Source organism: Tsuneonella sp. CC-YZS046, assembly GCF_035581365.1.
Lineage (GTDB): Bacteria > Pseudomonadota > Alphaproteobacteria > Sphingomonadales > Sphingomonadaceae > JAWKXU01.
The window spans coordinates 2,237,853-2,256,972 of record NZ_CP141590.1 but is presented as its reverse complement, the minus strand read 5'-3'; the positions used below and the strand labels follow the sequence as shown (position 1 = coordinate 2,256,972).

Genomic DNA, 19,120 nt, shown 5'->3' with positions numbered 1-19,120 from the left:
ATGGAAGGCCGCGGCGTCACTTGGTAACCGTTATGAAAGCCGCGGCCGACAGGCCGAGCTGGAAAATGATCGTGCTGATATCGCGCAGCTTCGCCCAGAAGCCGGAGCTTTGCGTCTTGACCGGCACGAATACGACATCGCCCGGCAAGGCGGGCTGACCCAGTGCGCCCGCCCGCTTGGAGATTACCTCGCCATTGGCGCGCACCACGAAAATCTCGCCGCGATCGGCTGAGCGCAGCGGCCCGCCCGCCCGCTTGAGGTAGGATTTAATCGTGGCCGGGCGGCTGTCGTCGATCGAGAACGAAGCCGGGCGATACACCGCGCCGAACACGCCCACCGTGGTTGGGCGGGGGGGGATGACAATACGGTCGTTGTTTTCCAGCACGAAGGAATGGGGCAGCGCGCTGGCGGTGGGCGGCAGGTCGAGCACCACCCGGCCGTCAGGCTCCGCTTGGCGCAGTCTTTCGAGCACTGCCTTCGCCGCCGCCATCTGGGCGCCACGGTCGTTCCCGGCTCCCAGCTGGCCTGCTGTCAGGGGCGCCGCCGCCAGAGAGACTTCCATCTGGTCGATCGCTGCGAGATAGCTCTCTCGCTGTTGCATCCGCACCGAAACGCGCTCCAGCTTCGTTCCGTATACATAGGCGCGCGGCGTAAGGCCGCCCGCCTGCGCGATCACCTCGTTCATTTCGGTGTTGGCCGGAACATAATAATTGCCCGGTCGCGCAACCTCGCCTTCCACCCTGACCAGAACGGCCTGCTTCGATATCGAGCGTATCAGGGTGCCTTCCGACAAGACCTGCACAATGTCGCCGCCCTGGGCGAGCAGGGTCGCGGCCTCGGCGCGCGGTATCTCGCGCACGCCCAGACCGTCGAAATCCGTCACGCTGTAAAGCATCAGGCGCGAACGGTCCGCCAGACTGTTGGGGCCGCCCGCGAAGCTGAGCAGGTTTTCCAGCGTCTCGCCTAGCTTGATTTCGTAAATCGCTTCGTTGTTCACGCTGCCGGTGACGGCAATTTCATTGCCGACCGGGGCAATGCGGATGACATCCTCATTCTGCAGGATCGCGTCATCCGCCTTGCTGCCGTTAAGGACGAAATCGTAAAGATCAAACTCGCGGATGACTTCGTTGTTGCGCAGCAGCTGGATGGACCGGAAGCTCCCGCCAGCCGAAGGCCCGCCCGCAGCCAGCACCGCGTTTGCCATCGTCGACAGGCTGCTCACGGTGTAAGAGCCGGGGTTATTGGCAAAGCCCGTCACATAAACGCGGATCCCGCGCAGCGCCCGGATGCCGACGCTGACCGTATAGCCACGATATTGGGTGCCGATAGCGGCGGAAATGACCGATTTAAGATCGCCATATGGAACGCCGGCCAACTGCACCATGCCCACGCGTGGCAAGAAGATGCGGCCGTTGGTGTCGATTTCCTTGTCCAGGCTACCCTCGATCGAGCCTGTCATGGAGATGGTCACGACATCGCCGACGTTCAGGATATAGTCGGGCGGCACGGTGGCGGTCGCGGCCACGGCATAATCGCGATTGTCGGGCAGTAGCAATTGCTTGCCGAACCTGGGAAGGTTCTTGCCGGTATGGAACTGGACGAATTGCTCGAACTCGTTGGGCGGCGGCGGAGCTTTCTGACGTGGATTAGGCTCGGCCGTGAGCGCGCGGATCACCGCCGGGTCCGAACCACGCACCTCTACCGGCTCGATCCGGTAATCCGGGGTCGCGCTGCCGGGCGGGACAGGCGCCGTATCCCGGTCGTCCCTTCTGCTATCGGAATCCGATTGGTTCGATATAGGCGATCCCGAAGGAATGCCGTTGCGCGAACCTTCCGGCAGTAGCTGCGCCTGAACGGGCAAGGCCGCCAGATTTGCGAGGGCCAATGCGGTGATCAGGCCTCCGATCGTGCGATAAACTCGCATTCCGGGTTTCAGTTTCCTGTCACGCTCGTTCATTCCGCTATCCATGGGGCTCAATACACCTTGTTCCGAATGATGCCCGCGTGATGGCCCGGCTGATAGGCTTCGTGATGACCTCCAGTTCTGGCAACCATGCCATAACCAATACCCCTCCGGCCAGCAACGGCGATCCCATCGCAAAGGGCGCCGAAACAGTCGAAGCAATCGCTATCGGCAGGGCGCCAGCCATCGGCAGCATAACCGTAAGTCAGGAACTTGAAAGGCACGCGCAGCATTGCGGCAACCTGATAGTCAAGCTCGCTGTCGCCGACATACATGCATTCGCCCGGCGCCGCGCCCAAGCGCTTCATGGCGTATTCCAGCAGATCAGTCGCCGGTTTGGGTTGCAGGTCGGGCCGTCCTCCCACGACAATGGCGAACAGATCGTCGATACCCGTGTCGCGCAGCACCTGCTCGCACAGATTCTGCGGCTTGTTGGAGCAAATGGAGAGGATAAAGCCCATCCCTTGCAGCTTTCGCAGACTATCTGCCACAAGAGGGAACAAGGCCGTCGCAGGCGTCTTCATCCGGGCGTAACGGTTGCGAAAATCGGCCAGATCTTCGGCCGGATCGCCGCAGGCGGGACCCAACAGCGCGGCGACCATCATCTGGCCCCCCTGGCTCATGTATGAGCGGGCGAAGCGTGGATCGATCGCGTGATCGACCCCCCGGCTCCGGAGCATTTCGTTCAATATGTCGACGCAGATGGCGCAGCTGTCGACCAGCGTGCCATCGAGATCGAAGATGAGATGACGGGTCATCGCAGCGTTCCGCAAGGCGCCATGGCTTCCGCCAGCGCCTCGTCCGAAAGAAATGGAACCATATCTTCCAGCGGGGACGACACCATCGATCCGTCCTCCAGCCGGCGCGACGACAGCTTGGGAGCAAACTGCTGCCCCTTGTCGATCATCACCTCGCAGATATGCGGCCCCTCGGTTGCGAGAGAGGCGCGTATGGCGTCAGCCAGATCCGCGTCGCGGCCCACGCGCGAGGAGGAAATGCCGAACCCGGTCGCAAGACGCTGGAAATCGGGGAAGGTAAGGCCGCTGTCAGGGCCGCATCCCACGATATTATCCGCGAAATGATTCTGCTGGGCCTGCCGGATCGAATGATAGCCGTCATTGTTGAGAACGAAGATCTTGATCGGTAAATTAAGCCCCACGATGGTCTGCAGCTCCTGCAGGTTCATCATGATGCTGCCGTCCCCCGCCAGGCAGATGATGCGGCGCGGGGTGACGGCGAAGTAAGCCCCGATCGCGCCCGGCAGGTCATATCCCATCGAGGCGCAGCCCGAATTGGTGTAGAGCCGTTGTCCGGGCTTGATGCCAGCAGCCTGGAACACGGTGACGCAGGCCGTGCCGTCGCCGGTCACGATCACTTCGTCTTCCTCCAGCACATCGAACAGTATCTTGCCGAACACATAGGGATTGATCGGGCCTTCGTCCGACCAGTATTCGGGGAGCACCACTGGATATTGTTCGCATCTGGCCCGGCTGCGCGCCAGATAGGCCGCCCGCGCTTCGGCGCGATTGTCGTTCGGCAAGGGGAGGCGCTCTGCCGCTGCGAAGAAATCCCGCAGGTCGGCATGAATGGGGCGATGCAGCGACAGCGTCGGCTTGGCAAGCTCGGCATTGTCGATGTCGACCATCGCCACCTTGCCGTTGCGAGCGAAGCTGTCCCAATTATAGCTGATCTGCCGGATGTTCAGCCGCGACCCCAGCACCAGCACGTAATCGGCGGTCTGCACCGCGAAATTCCCGCCGCGGTCCCCTACCGATCCGGGGCGGCCGACGAACAGCGGATGGCTGTCCGGCATGACGTCATGGGCATTCCAGCCGGTGACGACGGGCACGCCCAGCCGCTCGACGAACGTGAGAAATCGTTCATGCTGCCCGGAAATGCGCACGCCAGCGCCAGCCAGCACCACCGGCCGTTCCGCCGCGCACAGTTCGGCCAGCATCGCGGCGACTTCTGCATCGAGCGCCGCGCCGTGAAGCGCGCCCAGTTCCGCCTGGTTGTTGGGCGCTTCGCCATCATGCTCGAGCGAAGCCGGATCGAAGGGCTCCAGCACGTCGGGATCAACCGGCGCGGCCTGCACATCGATCGGCACGTCGATCCACACCGGGCCGGGCCGTCCGCGCGTGGCGAGATAGATCGCCTTCTCCGTCACTTTGCGGGCATCGAGGGGATTATCGAGCCTCACCGCATATTTCGTGATGCCCCGCACCATCGACACGATATCGACTTCCTGATCGCCCAGCTGGCGCAGCGGGATTGGAAAATTGGGGGCGCAGTTCTCTCGCTTCACCTGGCCCGATACGACGACCATCGCAATTGAATCGACATAGGCGCCATAAACGCCGTTCAGTGCATTGACGCCCCCCGGCCCGGTGGTGACGTTCACCAGCGCGGGCCGGTTCGACAGCCGGCAATAGCTTTCCGCCGCGATCGCGGCAGCTTGTTCGTGGTGTGTGTAGATCTTGCGCAACCCGGCCTCGCGACCGAAGGCGTCATTCAGATGCATGGCGCCCCCCCCGGTGAGCATGAAGCAGTCGGTCACTCCATGCTCGACCAGTATGCGGGCGATCAGGTCGGCAACGCGGATATTGGCCATGCCTCAGCCCGCTGCCGGAAGCCGGTCGCGCCGGCGCAACTGTTTTGCATATGTGTTCACATCATTCTCCTGTAGCGTGGCAGGCGGCTTTCGTGCCGGAATCGGCCAGCCATTCGATGGTGCTTTCAACCTGCAACGACAGCGGCAGCAGGTCGATCCCCAGTTCCATCGCCAGTATCCTAGTATCCGTAAAATCTCCGAGATAGGCGCTTGAAGAGCCATGATCGACCGGCTCGCGCCGGACCGGAACATTGCCGAGCGCCGCGGCGACCAGGGCGGCGACGTCTCCCATTTCCAGCACCTCACCGCCGCACAGGTCGATCGGCCTTTGGCGGCCAACGCCCCGCAGGCCCGCCTCGATGATGAGGTTGCTCAAATCGTTCACATGCAGGAAGGACCGAAAAACCGGGATTCGTGCCTGCACCGCGATTTCGCGCTGCCTCTGCGCCTGCAAAATGAAATTGGAAATGGCATAGGCCTCATGCTTGTTGATATGCGGCCCGGCGATATTGAAGATCCGCCCTGCGATGGCCGGAACGCCGGATTTCCTGCTCCATTCCAGGAAGCGCGCTTCCTGCCGCAGCTTGACGAGGCCATAGGGATGGAGGTCCACGCCGCGCGCCGCCAGCGCCGCAGCGCCGGAAGAGGCGACGAACAGACTGGCCGGCCGTGCGCCGGAAAGGGCCGCCAGCAATGCGTCGTCGATAGCCAGATTGGTGTCGGTGAATTGCCTTTCGCCGATTTCCTCGACCTTCTCCCTGGTGAGATAGGCGAGGTGAATGACATGCGCGCCATCGACATCTTCCGGCCCGATCGAGCGAAGGTCGCGTACCGCAAGGCGTTCCCCCGACGGCAGTTCCATGCTCCGCCCGGCCGAGGCGAAGGCGATCACCCGTCCCCCCAGTGGCCCACCCGCCCGGCTCGCCAGAGCGGCGAGTGTGGCGCTGCCGATCCAGCCTGAAGGGCCGGTCAGCACGAAGCGCGCATCGGGGGGGAAGGGAAGCATGGATCTGGCTGCCACTGTCCGTTCAACCGCGGATAAACTTGCCGATGGTTTCGGCTGCGTAAGACAGATGCGCCTCCGTCAGGCCGGGGAAGAGGCCGATCCAGAAGGTGTTGGTCGTCACCAGGTCGGCATTTTCGAGACTGCCGACCACGCGATAATCGCGGCCCTTCATATAGGGCTGACGCAGCAGGTTGCCGCCGAACAGCAGGCGGGTGCCGATCTTCATGTCGTTGAGGTGGCGGACCAGATCTTCGCGGTCGATATTCGCGCCCGGGCGGATGGTGATAGGATAGCCGAACCATGACGGTTCGCTGTTCGGTGTCGCCTGCGGCAGGATCAGCACATCCTCCAGCGGGCGTAGCAATTCGGTCAGGATGGCGAAATTGCGCGCACGGGCGGCGATGAACCCATCGAGCCGGTCCAACTGGGCCAGGCCGACAGCCGCCTGCATGTCGGTTATCTTCAGATTGTAGCCGGCATGGCTGTAGGTGTATTTATGGTCGTAACCCTCGGGCAGGGAGCCGAGACGCCGAGAAAAGCGCTTGCCGCAGGTATTGTCCATGCCGGGCGCGCACCAGCAATCCCGGCCCCAGTCACGCATGGATTCGATCACCCGCTTGAGGCGGGGCTTGTCCGTGAAGACCGCGCCGCCTTCGCCCATGGTGATGTGGTGGGCAGGATAGAAGCTGAGCGTCCCGATATGGCCGAAGGTGCCCACGCCTTTGCCGTCGTAAGTCGCGCCCAGCGCGTCGCAGCAATCCTCGACCACCCAGAGATTGTGCTTCTCGGCAACGCGTATCACCTCGCCAAGGTCGAAGGGATTGCCCAGCGTATGCGCGATCATGATCGCGCGGGTCCTGTCGCTGACTGCCGCTTCGATCATTTCCGGCCTGATATTGTATGTCGGAATGTCGACATCGACGAAAACGGGCACCAGCCCGTATTGCAGCGATGGATTGACCGTGGTCGGAAAGCCGGTGGCGACAGTGATTACCTCGTCCCCGGGCTTGAGCGCGTCGCCCCGGAAATAATGGGAGGTCAGCGTCGAGAGCGCCAGCAGATTGGCCGAGGAGCCGGAATTGGTTGTGAGGGCATGGGCCACGCCCAGCCGTTCCGCCAGCCGGGCCTCGAACTGTTCGTTGAAGCGCCCAGTGGTCAGCCAGAAATCCAGCGCGCTGTCGACCAGATGGCGCATGTCGGTGTCGCCATAGACCTTGCCGGAGACCGGAACGGCGCTTTCGCCCGGAAGGAAGGGCTTGGTAGTGTGGAAGCGACGCGCATATTCGCCGGTCAGATCGAGGATCAGGGACCGCAACTGCCCTTCATCGCAATCATCCGGAATGTTCCTCGGATCGAGCTGTTTGACGTCGGTCATTTCATTCCCTTCCGGTCAAGGCGGTCATGCCCTGACGATAGTATCGAGGTCGAATAAGATATATCCAATGCGTCACGGTCCATCCTGGCTATTCTGGATCAGACGAGCGTGGCGCGCATGGAATCATCGAAGGGCGTCAGTTCAGCCCCGGTGCGGAAGCGATCGGCCAGATCGGGGTTGGCGATGAAGGCGCGGCCCCAGGTCACGCAATCGATCGCGCCATCCGCCAGTTCCCGTTCCGCATCTTCCAGGGAGAGCGAGGCCCCTGCCATCAACACGCCGGAGAAGATCGGGCGGATCTTGCGCACCATGCGGCCCGATGTTTCGGCATAGGGAGAATTGGCGCAGCTTACATCCAGCGCGCGCAATCCGCGTTGCTCCAGCGCCGGGATGAAATAGGCGAGCATTTCGTCCAGATCGGGCCATTCATACAGGCCGCCCATGAAGCGCGAAGGCGAAATACGGGCGATCACGCGTTCGGCAGGCACCTTTGCCAGCACCTTTTCGACCAGTTCCAGCGCGAACCGGCAGCGATTTTCGACCGATCCGCCATAGATATCGATCCGGTCGTTCACTTGTGCGTCCAGGAACTGGTCTGCCAGATAGCCATGGCCCATGTGCAGTTCGACCGCGTCGAATCCCGCATCGAGCGCCCGCGCGGCAGCATCCGCGAAATAGCCATAGACCACCGGCATTTCGCTGATCTCCAGCGCGCGCGGCTCGTCATAGGGCTTGTTGTTCTGGCGATTGACGCCCGCGGCCGCCCGATTGGTCGAGCTGACCGGAGCGTCTCCGGTGAAATCGGAATGCGAAATCCGGCCCATGTGCCACAGCTGGCAGGCGATGGCGCCGCCCGCGGCATGGACGGCATCGACCACAGGACGCCACGCGGCGGCATGTTCGTCGGTCGCGATATAAGGCACGTCGACCCAGCCGTCGCCGCTCGGATGGATGATCGTGCCTTCGGTCAAGATAAGCCCCGCGCCGCCCAGTGCACGCTTTTCGTAATAGGCGCGCATCTGGTCCGTCGCGCGGTGCTGCTTGTCCGCGAAGCTGCGGCTCATTGCGGACATCACGCTGCGATTGCGCAGCTTGATAAAGCCGGGCTTGTCGAGAGGGGCGAACAGATCGGGCATTTCAGGCGCCTTTCAGACGATAGCGGTCGAAATAGGGATGCCGCAGATAGGCATGGATGGTGGCGCGCCAGTCGCGTTGCAGATCCAGTCGATCTTCGCGCAGGCGCGTGCAACTGAGCACGGCTATGTCCGGGCGCTTGCCCAGTTCGTTACCCGACACGCTGGCGGCCTCCACTCGTTCGATGCGGAGACGGTCTTCCCAGCCCAATGCCGCAACGATTTCCTGCGCCAGCTCGGCAAAACTCGCCTGGCCATGGCAAGCCATCTGGTAGATGCCGCGCTTATCCGCCAGCATCATCTGGATGCTGTTCTCGGCGAGGTCGCGGGTCCAGGTCGGCTGCCATACCCTGTCGCCGATGTCGAACCGGGTCTCGCCGCGCTCCATCGCGGCGGCCATTGCGGGAATGATGCGTCCGACGAAATTCTTGTCGATCTCCTCGCCGCCGAAGAAGCCGGCCATGCGGACGATCAGCGCATCGTCCATTTCGGCGCGGATGACTTGCTCCGCTTCGAGCTTGAGCTTGCCATAGAGCGAAAGCGGCTGTGGCGTTTCGTCTTCGGGGATCGGGTTGCTAGCCCCGTCATAGACGAGGAAGGATTGGGGATAAAAAAGGCGGGCGCCGGCGGCTCTGGCCGCGCGGACGACATTGCGGGTGCCTTCGACGATGATCTCGCGAGCCGCATCGGGTTCGCGCGCGCAGCCTTCGACATCGACCGTGGCTGCGCAATGCGCGATCCATCCGCCCCTTGCCTGGGACGCGGCGTTCAGCAGGGCATCCGCATCCCGGACATCCAGCTCATCACGGCCCGGTGCGGAGAAAGTTGCGCCCGACAAGGAGGCGACGTGCTCCGCCAATGCGCGGCCGAGCATTCCCTTTCCCCCTGTAACCAGCAATCGGATCATCAAAGTTCCCTGAATCTCGTCGCATACGGGCATTTGGCGGGAAGGCGCCTGTGCCAGTCGAAATCGGCGCGGTTGGAAAACGCCTCCCTCGAGACTGTCCTGTGCCGTCCTGGGATCAAGCTCTTTTCGGTCACCCCATGCGCGGCCGATATGCGGAAGCGCGGCGTCACTGCATTGGCAGCAACGCCGCGCATGACCGCGGACACTTCCCTGTTTGGCGGCATCGTTCAGGCGGTGGCTCTCGACAATTGCTGGCGCATGGCAATGGCGCTGCGCTCCTGCATCATCCTGATCCGGTCGAGATCTTCGTCTGCGATCGTGTTGTAATAATCGCGCTTGTTTTCGAGCCAGGCCAGTTCGAAGGCGACCGCATTGGCAATCCCTGCCTCAAAATTCGCCGCTTCCACCGCGCTGCCATCGAATACGACCTTGCGTGTCTCGAACCGATCGAGCCGGATGGTGCGGATTTCACGCAGGACGGGGGCCGCCTCGACCGCAACCGAACCGCCCACCACCAGATCGAGATCAGCTTTGGCGCAGGCATATGCGGCTTTCAGCACCGCATCGGTGATCTGGCGCTCGTTGATCGCGCCGCGGGCAAGCCCTCGCGAGAGAGTGAAATCGACACGCCCGAACACGATGCCGTCCAGGCTCGCCTTGGCGAGGGGAAGCATGTCCTCGAGATTTTCAAGCGTGGCCTGAGTTTCGAGATTGAAGAGAAACTCCGTCCCTTCAGGATTGTCCCCGTAGGTTTTCGCTTTCGCATCGATGAACTTCGTCAATGCATAGGGCGTTTCCACCATTGGCCCGATGATATAGCTCGCGCCATACAGCTTGGAGGCATGGAGATCGGAAACCGCCTCGCAGCCCCCGATCTTGAGCGCCAGGTCCAGATCGGCTCGATACGTCAGCTCGATAAGGCGGAGAAGCTCGTCGGGACGGGTGCCTTCTGCCTCGAACTCAGCTTTGACCGCCACGACGCCAAACTGGTCGCGACCCTTCTTGAGCATGTCGAGCATTCGGCGTTCTGTGGCATTCATCCTTGCGTTCTCCTGTGCGCAAATCTTTGACTGGCAAACAAACAGACGGAACGGTGAGAGGGGTTCCGCAAGCGAAACATGTAAAAAATCCGCAAAAAATCCATCTTGGATGTTACAGGATTGTCATATCGGCGTTGCTTATGATCTAATGCTCGTGTGTCTGCGCCTTTTTTACCTGTCATGTGGTGTGCTTGGCCACTTCAGTTCCCGGCCCATCGCCTTGGTCGCCTTGCCTCGCATAGAGTGGCTGCCGGCAAAGTGTGGGATTTAGCGGCAAAATGACGGAATGGCCGGCTCGGTTGCGGGGACCACTTCCCGGTTTGTTCGTCCCATGCGGGTGAGTGCCTTGGAAATCCGCTTTTCGCGACACGGCCACCTGCCTGTGGCCTTTGCGCTAAGGGCTGGTTTTTGAAGCTGGCGCGCCCGGCCGCTGCGCCCAAATCTCCACAGACCGGTGTATATTTGCGCGCAAAGACGGGTCGGAGCTTGGCAAGCTTGGATGAGAGTGCTTTGCCTGATGGCATGGAACAGGGAGAACAGGCCCAGGGATTGCAGCGCGTTCTTTTGAACGAGCGCGCGCGTTTGTTGCGCTTCCTGGCCGCGCGGGGCGCGGGAGACGATGCCGAGGACGTGTTCCAGGACCTGTGGCAGCGAGTGGTTGCGGTCCCCGTCGATTCGATTGCGGAGCCGGTGTCCTATCTTTTTCGCGCCGCCGAGAATCTGCTGCGCGATCGGCGCCGTTCTAATTTAAGCCGGCAACGCAGGCAGCATGACTGGTATGAGGCCACAGCAGCGACGGAGGAGATGCCCACGGGAGAGCGGGCGTTGATCGCGCGCCAGCGATTGCGTGAAGTGGAAAATGTGCTGGCGGCATTGGGACCACGCGTGGATCGCGTGTTTCGCCGCTACCGGCTCGATGGCGTAGGCCAAGCCGTCATCGCATCGGAATTGGGGATAAGCCTGAGTTCGGTGGAGAAGGATTTGCAGAAGGCCTATCGCGCTCTCGCCGAATTGAAGGTGAGGCTGGATGCGGAGTAGCGGATAGGACTTCGTCATAGTGTCACTATGAGCACGCAAGCGCAGGGGGTGAATATTAGCGAGGAGGCTCGCGGCTGGGTCATTGCGACCCGGGATCCGCCATTCGACGGCTGGGAGCGGCTGTCCGAATGGCTGGAGCGGGACCCCGCGCATCTCGCGGCCTATGAAGCGGCGCTGGACGCCGACGAATGGGCGGCGCAGCTGCTTGCGCTGCTTGCCGATGCGCCCCCGCCTGCTTCCAACGTGATACCCTTGCGCGCGCGCCGGCGCTGGTTACTCGGCGCGGGGATCGCCGCCTCCCTGCTGGCCGCTGTGGGCGGATGGATCGTGTTCCAGCGCCTCGACAGCGGGGAAATCGTCACCGCGCCGGGCGAGCGCCGCACTGTCCAGCTGGCCGACGGGTCGCGGATCGTCCTCAATGGCGCCACCGTCGTGAAGCTCGATTCCGACGATCCGCGCCATGTCGAGCTTGCCTCGGGCGAGGCGCTGTTCGACGTGCGGCATGATTCCAGCCATCCCTTCGTGGTGATGGCCGGTTCGACCCGGCTGGTCGATGCCGGCACGGTGTTCAACGTGATTCGCGACGGGTCTTCGCTGGATCTGGCGGTCGGGCACGGGGCGGTGATCTTCGAGCCTGGCCCGCGCGAGATCCGGCTGAATGCGGGCGAGGCCTTGCACCGCTCTTCGCCGCGGGCCGCGCCGGTGCTGCGCCGGACCAATCCGCAGGCGGTGGGAGGCTGGCAGGCCGGGCAGCTTCAGTATGAGAACGCATCGCTGGATCAGATCGCGCGCGACCTCGGCCGCAATACCGGCCTTGAAGTTCGCGCCGGAGATGGCATTGAACGCATGCGCTTTACGGGGACATTGACCGTCACCGGAGCGCCGGAGGAAGTGTTCGCCCGTGTCGGTCCGCTTCTGGGTGTGACTTTCGCGCCTGAAGGGGCCGCGTGGAAGATGATGCCCGCCAATGGTTCGCGCCCATAGCCTGTTGCCCATTGCCGTCGCATTGATTGCCGTTCCCGCCCATGCGCGGGAAGCGGCGGTCAAGGTGGACGTGTCCGCCGGCCGCCTGGACGAAGCGGTGCGCGTGCTGGGGCGGCAGAGCGGAGCGAGCATCGGCTTTCGTGACACCGGGCTTGGCGGCACCCGGGTGCGCGCCGTTCGCGGCACCATGACGGCGCACCGGGCCTTGGGCGAAATGCTGCGCAAGACGGCGCTGCGCGCCCGCAAGGTCGCCCCCAACACTTTCCTGATCGAAGCCGGGCCGCCCGCGCCCAGGCCGGCGTCCCGGCCCGCCTCGTCGCCGCCGCGCGCGCGCGAACCGGCGGCGGCCCCGATGCCGCCGCCCAGGGAGATCGTCGTCACCGGCACCAAGCGCGACGTGCCGCTGGGCGCCTATCCGGGCGGGGTGCAGATCGTCGACGGGGGCGAGCTTTCCACCGCCGATGCCGCGCGCGGTTCGGGCGCGATCGCGACACGGCTGGCGAGCGTGGTTTCCACGCATCTCGGGCCGGGGCGGAACAAGCTGTTCATCAGGGGCATCGCCGATTCCAGCTTCGTCGGGCCGACGCAGGCCACCGTGGGCCAGTATTGGGGCAACAGCCGGATAACCTACAGCGCGCCCGACCCCAGTCTTCGCCTCTACGATGTCCGCAGCATCGAAGTGCTGGAGGGGCCGCAAGGCACCCTTTACGGCGCCGGGTCGCTGGGCGGCGTGGTGCGGGTGGTGCCCCATTCGCCCGATCTCGATTCCGTGGGCGGCTCGGCCTGGGGCGGGGTCCAGGCGGTGAAGAGCGGCCAGCCGGGGGTGGATGGCGGCGGCATCCTCAACCTGCCGATCGTCGAGGACAGGCTGGGTTTTCGCGCGCTCGCCTTCGGCTCCATCGAAGGCGGCTACATCAACGATACCGGACGCGACCTGAAGAACGTCAATGACGTGAAGACCATCGGCGGCAGGGCCGCATTGCGGTTCGATCCGGGTGACGGCTGGATGGCCGATCTCAACGCGGTCGGCCAGCGGATCGACGGCGACGACAGCCAGTATGCCGCAAGGGGCCGGGACGGGCTGAGCCGCTCCAGCACGATCGCCCAGCCCTACCGGAACGATTTCTGGCTGGCCGATCTCGTCGTGCGCAAGGCCTGGGATCAGCTCGAGCTGACCTCCTCGCTCGGCTACACGCGGCAATATGTGTTCGAGCAGTTCGAGGGAGCGGAGCTGTCGGAGCCGTTCAACCCGGCCAAAAGCCCGCTGGCAGACGCCGCGCCCGTCGAGTTCAGCCAGAAGAACCATATCGAAATGGTCACGGCCGAAACCCGCCTGGCGCGCCGGGGCAGGAACGGCAGGGGCTGGCTGATCGGGGCCAGCTTCCTGCACAACGAAGCCCGGGTCAATCGCGAGATGATCGCGACCTATTATGGCTCGCCGCTGACCGGGGTGCGCAACCGGGTGGAGGAATTGACCATCTATGGGGAAGGCACGGTGGAGCCGGTTCCCCGGCTGACGGTGACGATGGGCGGCCGGTTCACCCATTCCCGGCTGACCGGGGATTCCGAGGATGTGGGATACGATCTGGCGTTGAGCGCCGATCCGCTCGCGCGCGATGCCCGCAAGGAAACGCGGTTCCTGCCGTCCGCCGCGGTCGCCTATCGCCCGATGGACGAGCTGACGCTGTTCGCGCGCTATCAGCAGGGCTTCCGCCCTGGCGGCATTTCCGTGAGGCGGGAGTTCATCCAGCGTTTCAAGGGCGACCGGGTTTCCACCTACGAGGGCGGCGCGCGCTATCTCGACGCGAATTTCGAGATGGAAGGCACGGCGTCCTATTCCCGATGGCGCAACATCCAGGCGGATCTGATCGATGGCTTCGGCTTTCCCACGACCGTCAATGTGGGGGATGGCCGCGTGCTGTCGCTCGGCCTGTCGTCGCGCTGGCGCCCCCTGGCCGGGCTGGAGCTGGATGCCGCGGTCTATCTCAACGACAGCAAGGTGTCGCAGCCGTCGGAGCTTGCGCTGACGATCAGCAGGGAGACATTGGTTTCCCTGAGCGCGATGGCCGACAATGCGGCCGATGTTTCCGCTTCCGATTTCGAGCGCCTGCCCAATATCGCCGATGTCAGCGCCCGGTTCGGCATATCCTATCAGCATGCCCTGACGGACACTCTCGATTTCGATGCGCGGGGCTATTTGCGCTATGTGGGCAAGTCGACCCTGGGGGTCGGCCCGATCCTTGGCCAGCTGCAGGGCGATTACGTGGACACCGGGCTGGAATTCCGCCTCGGCAACCGGGCGCGCGGGCTGAGCCTCGCGTTCTTCAATCTGTTCGACGGGCGGGGCAATCGCTTCGCCCTGGGCTCGCCCTTCCTGGTGCGGGATCGCAACCAGATCACGCCGCTGCAGCCGCGCACCGTCCGGCTGGGGTTCGACCTGTCGTTCTAGGTCCCGACCCTAGGCTGCGTGTTCCTCAAATTACTGAGAATAAATAATTTATCTTATCTCCCGGCCCCCAGCCTGAATTTCCGGTTTCATCCCGATTCAGGGAACCTTCAGGCAGGCCGTGCATTATCAGCGGCAGGAGGAAACTTTTCAGGGAGTGTTTCTCATGTCGACCCGCACCTTTCGCAGCAGCCGGCCCGATGCATGGGTTCTTCCGAAACCCTACAGCGACGCCAGCCTGCGCTATCGCAAGCATGGGCCGATCCAGCCGATGGACCGGCCGACGCTGTGGGAGCGCCTGACCGGCCTGGGCTAATTCCGGCTGATTCCGGCCGATCCGGCCCATGCGTTCCGCCGCGCGCGGGCGGTGGCGGGGCGGCATAATCGGGCGCGCCGCTGCCGCCGTTCCGGGGCATTTCCACCGTCCGCGCCAAAGTCTTGCGCATGTGGAACCTTGCCGCTAAAGCCGCTTCCGTCTTCCGACATCGGCATACGCTGCCCTCCCGGTCCTGCCGGGGCGGCGCGGAGCCCGTGGTGGAAGGCGATGGTTTTTTACGAACGGCGAGAGACAGTCCAGTCATGGCCAAGACCAGCCCCGGCGAATTCCTCCGCCAGGTCCGTGCCGAAGCCACCAAGGTGGTATGGCCGACCCGGCAGGAAACGGTGACGACCGCGATTTTCGTGGGGATCATGATGTTCATCCTGGCGGTGTTCTTCCTGGGCGTGGATACTCTGTTCGGCGCGGTGGTGCGCTGGCTGCTTTCCCTTGCCTGACGCAGCCGCCCGGACGGCTTGACTCAATTAGGAACGAACGATGGCCCGCTGGTATATCATCCACGCCTATTCCGGCTTCGAGAACAAGGTGCGCGATTCGATTCTGTCGGAGGCTGAACGCATGGGCCTTTCGCAGCTGGTCGAGGCGGTCGAGGTTCCGACCGAAACCGTGACCGAGGTGAAGCGCGGCAAGAAGGTGCAGGTCGAGCGCAAGTTCATGCCCGGCTATGTGCTGGCCAAGCTGGCGCTGAACGACGATGTCTATCACCTCGTCAAGAACACGCCGAAAGTCACCGGATTCCTCGGTTCGAGCGGCAAGCCGCAGCCGATTTCGGAAGCCGAGGCGGCCCGCTATTTCGGCGCGGCCGAGGAAGCCGCCGCGCAGCCGCGCAAGCAGGTCAACGTCGATTACGAGATCGGCGATTCGGTCAAGGTGCTGGACGGGCCTTTCGCCAGCTTCAACGGCGTGGTGGAAGAGCTGGATTTCGACAAGTCCAAGGTCAAGGTTTCCGTCTCCATCTTCGGGCGCGCGACGCCGGTGGAGCTGGATTTCGAGCAGGTCGAGCTGGTCAAGTAAGCACCGCCTGCGGTCTGCGCGCCACGGGCCGGGCGCGGAACGCGCTTTCCTACATGCCGCCGGTCTGGCACGGGCGGGGCATGGCGAAGCGCGCTCCACATCTCGATAAACCCTTGCTTTTGCGTGCAGATTTCCTTCCCGGGCGGGGAAGGTTTTTCGCGCATGGAACAGTGTCAACTGTGTCAACTTGGTTCATCCGGCAGCGCGCCCCGATGAACCCTGCGTCGATCCTTGGCGCGCCATTGCTTTTATCGGCCGATGCCGCTATCGGCCCCGCTTTCCATCGGGGATTCCCGGCGGAAATCCATGCGGGAGGAGGGTTCCCCTCTGTCTGACCGCTCAACATGAAGGCGCCCCGGCGCCCGACAGTGTGAAAAGGAGTGGCCTCATGGCCAAGAAAATCGACGGCTATATCAAGCTGCAGGTGCCCGCGGGCGCCGCCAATCCCTCTCCGCCGATCGGCCCGGCCCTGGGCCAGCGCGGCGTGAACATCATGGAATTCTGCAAGGCGTTCAACGCCGCGACGCAGGATCTCGAAAAGTCCATGCCGATCCCGACGATCATCACCGTCTATGCGGACCGGTCGTTCACCTTCGTCACCAAGACGCCGCCCGCCACCTTCCTGCTGAAGAAGGCCGCCAACCTCAAGTCCGGCTCGAAGGAACCGGGCAAGGTTTCGGCCGGCACGATCAAGCGTTCGGCGGTCCAGGCGATTGCCGAGCAGAAGATGCAGGATCTCAACGCCAACGATATCGAGGCGGCGACGAAGATCATCGAAGGCTCCGCCCGCGCGATGGGCCTTCAGGTTGTGGAGGGCTGACGACATGGCGAAGCAGACCAAGAAGCAGAAGGCCCTGAACGAGAAGCTGGGCGACAACCAGAAGCTCTATGGCTTCGATGAAGCGCTCAAGACGCTGCGCGAGCTGTCCAGCGTGAAGTTCGACGAGACGATCGAGATCGCGATGAACCTCGGCGTCGATCCGCGCCATGCCGACCAGATGGTGCGCGGCATGGTCTCGCTGCCCTCGGGCACCGGCAAGGACGTGCGCGTCGCGGTGTTCGCCAAGGGCGACAAGGCCGAGGAAGCCAAGGCCGCCGGGGCCGACAAGGTCGGCGCGGAAGACCTGATGGAAGACATGCAGGCCGGCAATCTGGATTATGACCGCGTCATCGCCACGCCCGACATGATGGGCGTGGTCGGCCGTCTCGGCAAGGTGCTCGGCCCCAAGGGCCTGATGCCGAACCCGAAGCTCGGCACCGTCACTCCGAATGTCGCGCAGGCCGTGAAGGACGCCAAGGGCGGCCAGGTGGAATTCCGCGTCGAGAAGGCCGGCATCATCCATTCCGGCATCGGCAAGCTGAGCTTCACCGACGATCAGCTCAAGGCGAACTTCACCGCCTTCGTCGATGCCATCGTCAAGGCGAAGCCGAGCGGCGCCAAGGGCAAATATGTCCGCAAGGTCGCGCTCAGCTCGACCATGGGGCCGGGCCTCAAGATCGACACGGCGGACGTCGCCGGCGCCTGATCCCGGCAGGATCGGAAAAAACAACGGAGGCCGGGAGGAGCGATCTTCCCGGCCTTTTTGCCTGGCCGGCCGGGCCTGTGGCTTTCGAGTCACAATAGCCATGTTTTTCATGGCGTTGGCCTTGCGGTCCTTGATCTTCGCGCAAGGCGGTCATAACTCGGCCCCGGGTTCGCGATAATATCTTGGCTTAATGCCGAGAGATAAATCCCAAATCCCACGATCTCGTATCGTATCTATCTGCGCCTCATGCCGCGATTACTGAAAATCGCGGTAGGTTGGCGCGTGCTTGAAAATATAATGGAGAATTTTGTGAAAAAGATTACTTTCGCCGCTCTCATCGCAGGCGCCGCTCTTCTTCCTGCCGCCGCCAATGCGCAGGCCTACGTGCAGGTCCAGACCGGGCTGGACAGCGTATCGGCGGCCGGCGAATCCGACGAAGGCATCGCTTACGGCGTCGCGGCGGGCTACGATTTCCCGATCGGCGAAAAGATGTTCATCGGCATCGAGGGCAGCGTGGATGACAGCTCGACCAAGGAATGCGAACGCGATCTGCTGGTTATCGGCGACAAGGCTTGCCTCAAGACCGGCCGCGATCTCGCCGCGGTGGTGCGTCTCGGCACCAACCTGAGCGAAAGCAGCCAGCTCTATGTGCTGGGCGGCTACACCAATGCCCGCATCAGGTTCACCTATGACGATGGCGTCACTTCGAGTTCCGTTGGCGAAAACGGCGACGGCTTCCGTCTGGGCGCGGGCTTCAAGCACAATTTCGGCCAGAACTTCTTCGGCAAGCTGGAATATCGCTATTCCAACTACGAAGGCGATGTCAGCCGCCATAACGGCCTGGTTGCGGTTGGCGTGAACTTCTGAGGAAGTCATCCGCTTGAACCGAGGGGGGCAGCGCCGCTGCCTCCCTTTTTTTGCGCCGCCTTGCTGACGCGCTTTCGGCTTTTCGCTTGCCTTGGCCCCTGCCTTGCGGTTGTCTGGGCCGATAGAGCGAGAGGAGCCGTATCGTGATAGACCTGCATTATGTCGCCACCGCCAATGGCATGAAGGTCGCGATCATGCTCCAGGAAGCGGAGCTGGAATACCGGGTCATCAATTACGATCTGTTCGCCGGGGCGCATCTCACCGCGCAGTTCAAGCGGATCAATCCCAACAACAAGCTGCCCGCCATCGTGGACCACGACCCCGCCGATGGCGGCGCGCCGCTGCCGGTGTTCGAATCCGGCGCGATCCTGCTCTATCTGGCGGAGAAGACCGGCCGCTTCCTGCCCGCCGATCCGAGGGGCCGGGCGGTCGCGCTGCAATGGCTGTTCTGGCAGATGGCGGGCCTCGGCCCGATGCATGGCCAGGCCCATCATTTCCTGCGCTATGCGCCGGAACGCCTCGAATATCCCAGCACGCGCTACGCCAATGAAGCGCTGCGCCTGCTCAAGGTGCTGGAATACCGGCTGGAGCAGGCCGAATATCTGGCGGGCGAGGAATATTCGATTGCCGACATGGCGGCATGGCCCTGGGTCGGCGGCGCGGCTCTGATCGACATCGACATCGCGGATCTGCCCGCCGTTGCCGCCTGGGCGGCCCGGATCGGCGAGCGGCCCGCGGTGCAGGCGGCGGTGGCGGGCAAGCAAACCGCCGTGCCGCCGGAATATATGCAGAAGCACGCGGTGCTGACGCCGGAGCAATGGTCCAATATGTTCGGCGAGAATCTGCTGGCCGCGTCGGACCTGCGCTGAAGCC

18 protein-coding genes are annotated in these 19,120 nt (G+C 63.3%); 10 read left to right on the top strand and 8 right to left on the bottom strand.

Annotation, left to right across the window (positions count from 1 at the left end; all coding sequences use genetic code 11):
• Positions 1-16: 16 nt before the first annotated feature.
• From U8326_RS11055 to U8326_RS11020, 8 genes are all read right to left on the bottom strand, one after another.
• Positions 17-1,957 (bottom strand): SLBB domain-containing protein, encoded by a 1,941-nt coding sequence (locus U8326_RS11055; protein ID WP_324740328.1) that lies wholly within the window; start codon positions 1,955-1,957, stop codon positions 17-19.
• Positions 1,958-1,974: 17 nt separating this feature from the next.
• Positions 1,975-2,721, bottom strand: coding sequence for an HAD family hydrolase (locus tag U8326_RS11050; protein ID WP_324740327.1), 747 nt, complete (start codon positions 2,719-2,721; stop codon positions 1,975-1,977).
• A complete protein-coding gene (locus U8326_RS11045; RefSeq protein WP_324740326.1) occupies positions 2,718-4,574 on the bottom strand; it encodes a thiamine pyrophosphate-binding protein in 1,857 nt (618 codons plus the stop codon). Before U8326_RS11045 ends, U8326_RS11050 begins: the two co-directional genes overlap by 4 nt.
• Before the next feature lie 61 nt (positions 4,575-4,635).
• Entirely contained in the window at positions 4,636-5,580 is a 945-nt protein-coding gene (locus U8326_RS11040) for an NAD(P)-dependent oxidoreductase (protein WP_324740325.1), read from the bottom strand.
• Positions 5,581-5,602: 22 nt separating this feature from the next.
• On the bottom strand, positions 5,603-6,955 hold the full coding sequence (rfbH, locus tag U8326_RS11035; protein ID WP_324740324.1) for a lipopolysaccharide biosynthesis protein RfbH: 1,353 nt from the start codon (positions 6,953-6,955) through the stop codon (positions 5,603-5,605).
• Positions 6,956-7,053: 98 nt separating this feature from the next.
• Complete coding sequence (locus U8326_RS11030; protein WP_324740323.1) at positions 7,054-8,091, bottom strand: alkene reductase; 1,038 nt, start codon at positions 8,089-8,091, stop codon at positions 7,054-7,056.
• A gap of 1 nt (position 8,092) precedes the next feature.
• Positions 8,093-8,995 (bottom strand): SDR family oxidoreductase, encoded by a 903-nt coding sequence (locus U8326_RS11025; protein WP_324740322.1) that lies wholly within the window; start codon positions 8,993-8,995, stop codon positions 8,093-8,095.
• A gap of 227 nt (positions 8,996-9,222) precedes the next feature.
• The gene (locus U8326_RS11020) at positions 9,223-10,035 is read right to left on the bottom strand and encodes an aldolase/citrate lyase family protein (protein ID WP_324740321.1); all 813 of its coding nucleotides are present in this window, start codon (positions 10,033-10,035) and stop codon (positions 9,223-9,225) included.
• Positions 10,036-10,443: 408 nt separating this feature from the next.
• Here U8326_RS11020 and U8326_RS11015 point away from each other — a divergent pair, with 408 nt between their 5' ends.
• From U8326_RS11015 to U8326_RS10970, 10 genes are all read left to right on the top strand, one after another.
• Positions 10,444-11,073 (top strand): RNA polymerase sigma factor, encoded by a 630-nt coding sequence (locus tag U8326_RS11015; protein WP_324740320.1) that lies wholly within the window; start codon positions 10,444-10,446, stop codon positions 11,071-11,073.
• 27 nt (positions 11,074-11,100) lie between these two features.
• Positions 11,101-12,057, top strand: a complete 957-nt coding sequence (locus U8326_RS11010) for a FecR family protein (protein WP_324740319.1) — start codon at positions 11,101-11,103, stop codon at positions 12,055-12,057.
• Positions 12,041-14,506, top strand: coding sequence for a TonB-dependent receptor (locus tag U8326_RS11005; RefSeq protein ID WP_324740318.1), 2,466 nt, complete (start codon positions 12,041-12,043; stop codon positions 14,504-14,506). The genes U8326_RS11010 and U8326_RS11005 overlap by 17 nt, the downstream gene beginning before the upstream one ends.
• A gap of 163 nt (positions 14,507-14,669) precedes the next feature.
• The gene (locus U8326_RS11000; protein ID WP_324740317.1) at positions 14,670-14,819 is read left to right on the top strand and encodes a hypothetical protein; all 150 of its coding nucleotides are present in this window, start codon (positions 14,670-14,672) and stop codon (positions 14,817-14,819) included.
• 263 nt (positions 14,820-15,082) lie between these two features.
• The gene (secE, locus tag U8326_RS10995; protein ID WP_324740316.1) at positions 15,083-15,277 is read left to right on the top strand and encodes a preprotein translocase subunit SecE; all 195 of its coding nucleotides are present in this window, start codon (positions 15,083-15,085) and stop codon (positions 15,275-15,277) included.
• 40 nt (positions 15,278-15,317) lie between these two features.
• Complete coding sequence (nusG, locus tag U8326_RS10990; RefSeq protein ID WP_324740315.1) at positions 15,318-15,854, top strand: transcription termination/antitermination protein NusG; 537 nt, start codon at positions 15,318-15,320, stop codon at positions 15,852-15,854.
• Positions 15,855-16,242: 388 nt separating this feature from the next.
• The gene (gene rplK, locus U8326_RS10985) at positions 16,243-16,674 is read left to right on the top strand and encodes a 50S ribosomal protein L11 (protein WP_324740314.1); all 432 of its coding nucleotides are present in this window, start codon (positions 16,243-16,245) and stop codon (positions 16,672-16,674) included.
• A 4-nt stretch (positions 16,675-16,678) separates the two neighbouring features.
• Complete coding sequence (rplA, locus tag U8326_RS10980; protein ID WP_324740313.1) at positions 16,679-17,380, top strand: 50S ribosomal protein L1; 702 nt, start codon at positions 16,679-16,681, stop codon at positions 17,378-17,380.
• A 309-nt stretch (positions 17,381-17,689) separates the two neighbouring features.
• Complete coding sequence (locus tag U8326_RS10975) at positions 17,690-18,247, top strand: porin family protein (protein WP_324740312.1); 558 nt, start codon at positions 17,690-17,692, stop codon at positions 18,245-18,247.
• A gap of 143 nt (positions 18,248-18,390) precedes the next feature.
• Entirely contained in the window at positions 18,391-19,116 is a 726-nt protein-coding gene (locus U8326_RS10970; RefSeq protein WP_324740311.1) for a glutathione binding-like protein, read from the top strand.
• Positions 19,117-19,120: the final 4 nt, after the last annotated feature.

Excerpts from the sequence above, each read along its gene's own strand:
- U8326_RS11055 (WP_324740328.1), bottom strand. The coding sequence starts at position 1,957 with ATGAACGAGCGTGACAGGAAACTGAAACCCGGAATGCGAGTTTATCGC.
- U8326_RS11050 (WP_324740327.1), bottom strand. The coding sequence starts at position 2,721 with ATGACCCGTCATCTCATCTTCGATCTCGATGGCACGCTGGTCGACAGC.
- U8326_RS11045 (WP_324740326.1), bottom strand. The coding sequence starts at position 4,574 with ATGGCCAATATCCGCGTTGCCGACCTGATCGCCCGCATACTGGTCGAG.
- U8326_RS11040 (WP_324740325.1), bottom strand. The coding sequence starts at position 5,580 with ATGCTTCCCTTCCCCCCCGATGCGCGCTTCGTGCTGACCGGCCCTTCA.
- rfbH (WP_324740324.1), bottom strand. The coding sequence starts at position 6,955 with ATGACCGACGTCAAACAGCTCGATCCGAGGAACATTCCGGATGATTGC.
- U8326_RS11030 (WP_324740323.1), bottom strand. The coding sequence starts at position 8,091 with ATGCCCGATCTGTTCGCCCCTCTCGACAAGCCCGGCTTTATCAAGCTG.
- U8326_RS11025 (WP_324740322.1), bottom strand. The coding sequence starts at position 8,995 with ATGATCCGATTGCTGGTTACAGGGGGAAAGGGAATGCTCGGCCGCGCA.
- U8326_RS11020 (WP_324740321.1), bottom strand. The coding sequence starts at position 10,035 with ATGAATGCCACAGAACGCCGAATGCTCGACATGCTCAAGAAGGGTCGC.
- U8326_RS11010 (WP_324740319.1), top strand. The coding sequence starts at position 11,101 with ATGAGCACGCAAGCGCAGGGGGTGAATATTAGCGAGGAGGCTCGCGGC.
- U8326_RS11005 (WP_324740318.1), top strand. The coding sequence starts at position 12,041 with ATGGTTCGCGCCCATAGCCTGTTGCCCATTGCCGTCGCATTGATTGCC.
- U8326_RS11000 (WP_324740317.1), top strand. The coding sequence starts at position 14,670 with ATGTCGACCCGCACCTTTCGCAGCAGCCGGCCCGATGCATGGGTTCTT.
- secE (WP_324740316.1), top strand. The coding sequence starts at position 15,083 with ATGGCCAAGACCAGCCCCGGCGAATTCCTCCGCCAGGTCCGTGCCGAA.
- nusG (WP_324740315.1), top strand. The coding sequence starts at position 15,318 with ATGGCCCGCTGGTATATCATCCACGCCTATTCCGGCTTCGAGAACAAG.
- rplK (WP_324740314.1), top strand. The coding sequence starts at position 16,243 with ATGGCCAAGAAAATCGACGGCTATATCAAGCTGCAGGTGCCCGCGGGC.
- rplA (WP_324740313.1), top strand. The coding sequence starts at position 16,679 with ATGGCGAAGCAGACCAAGAAGCAGAAGGCCCTGAACGAGAAGCTGGGC.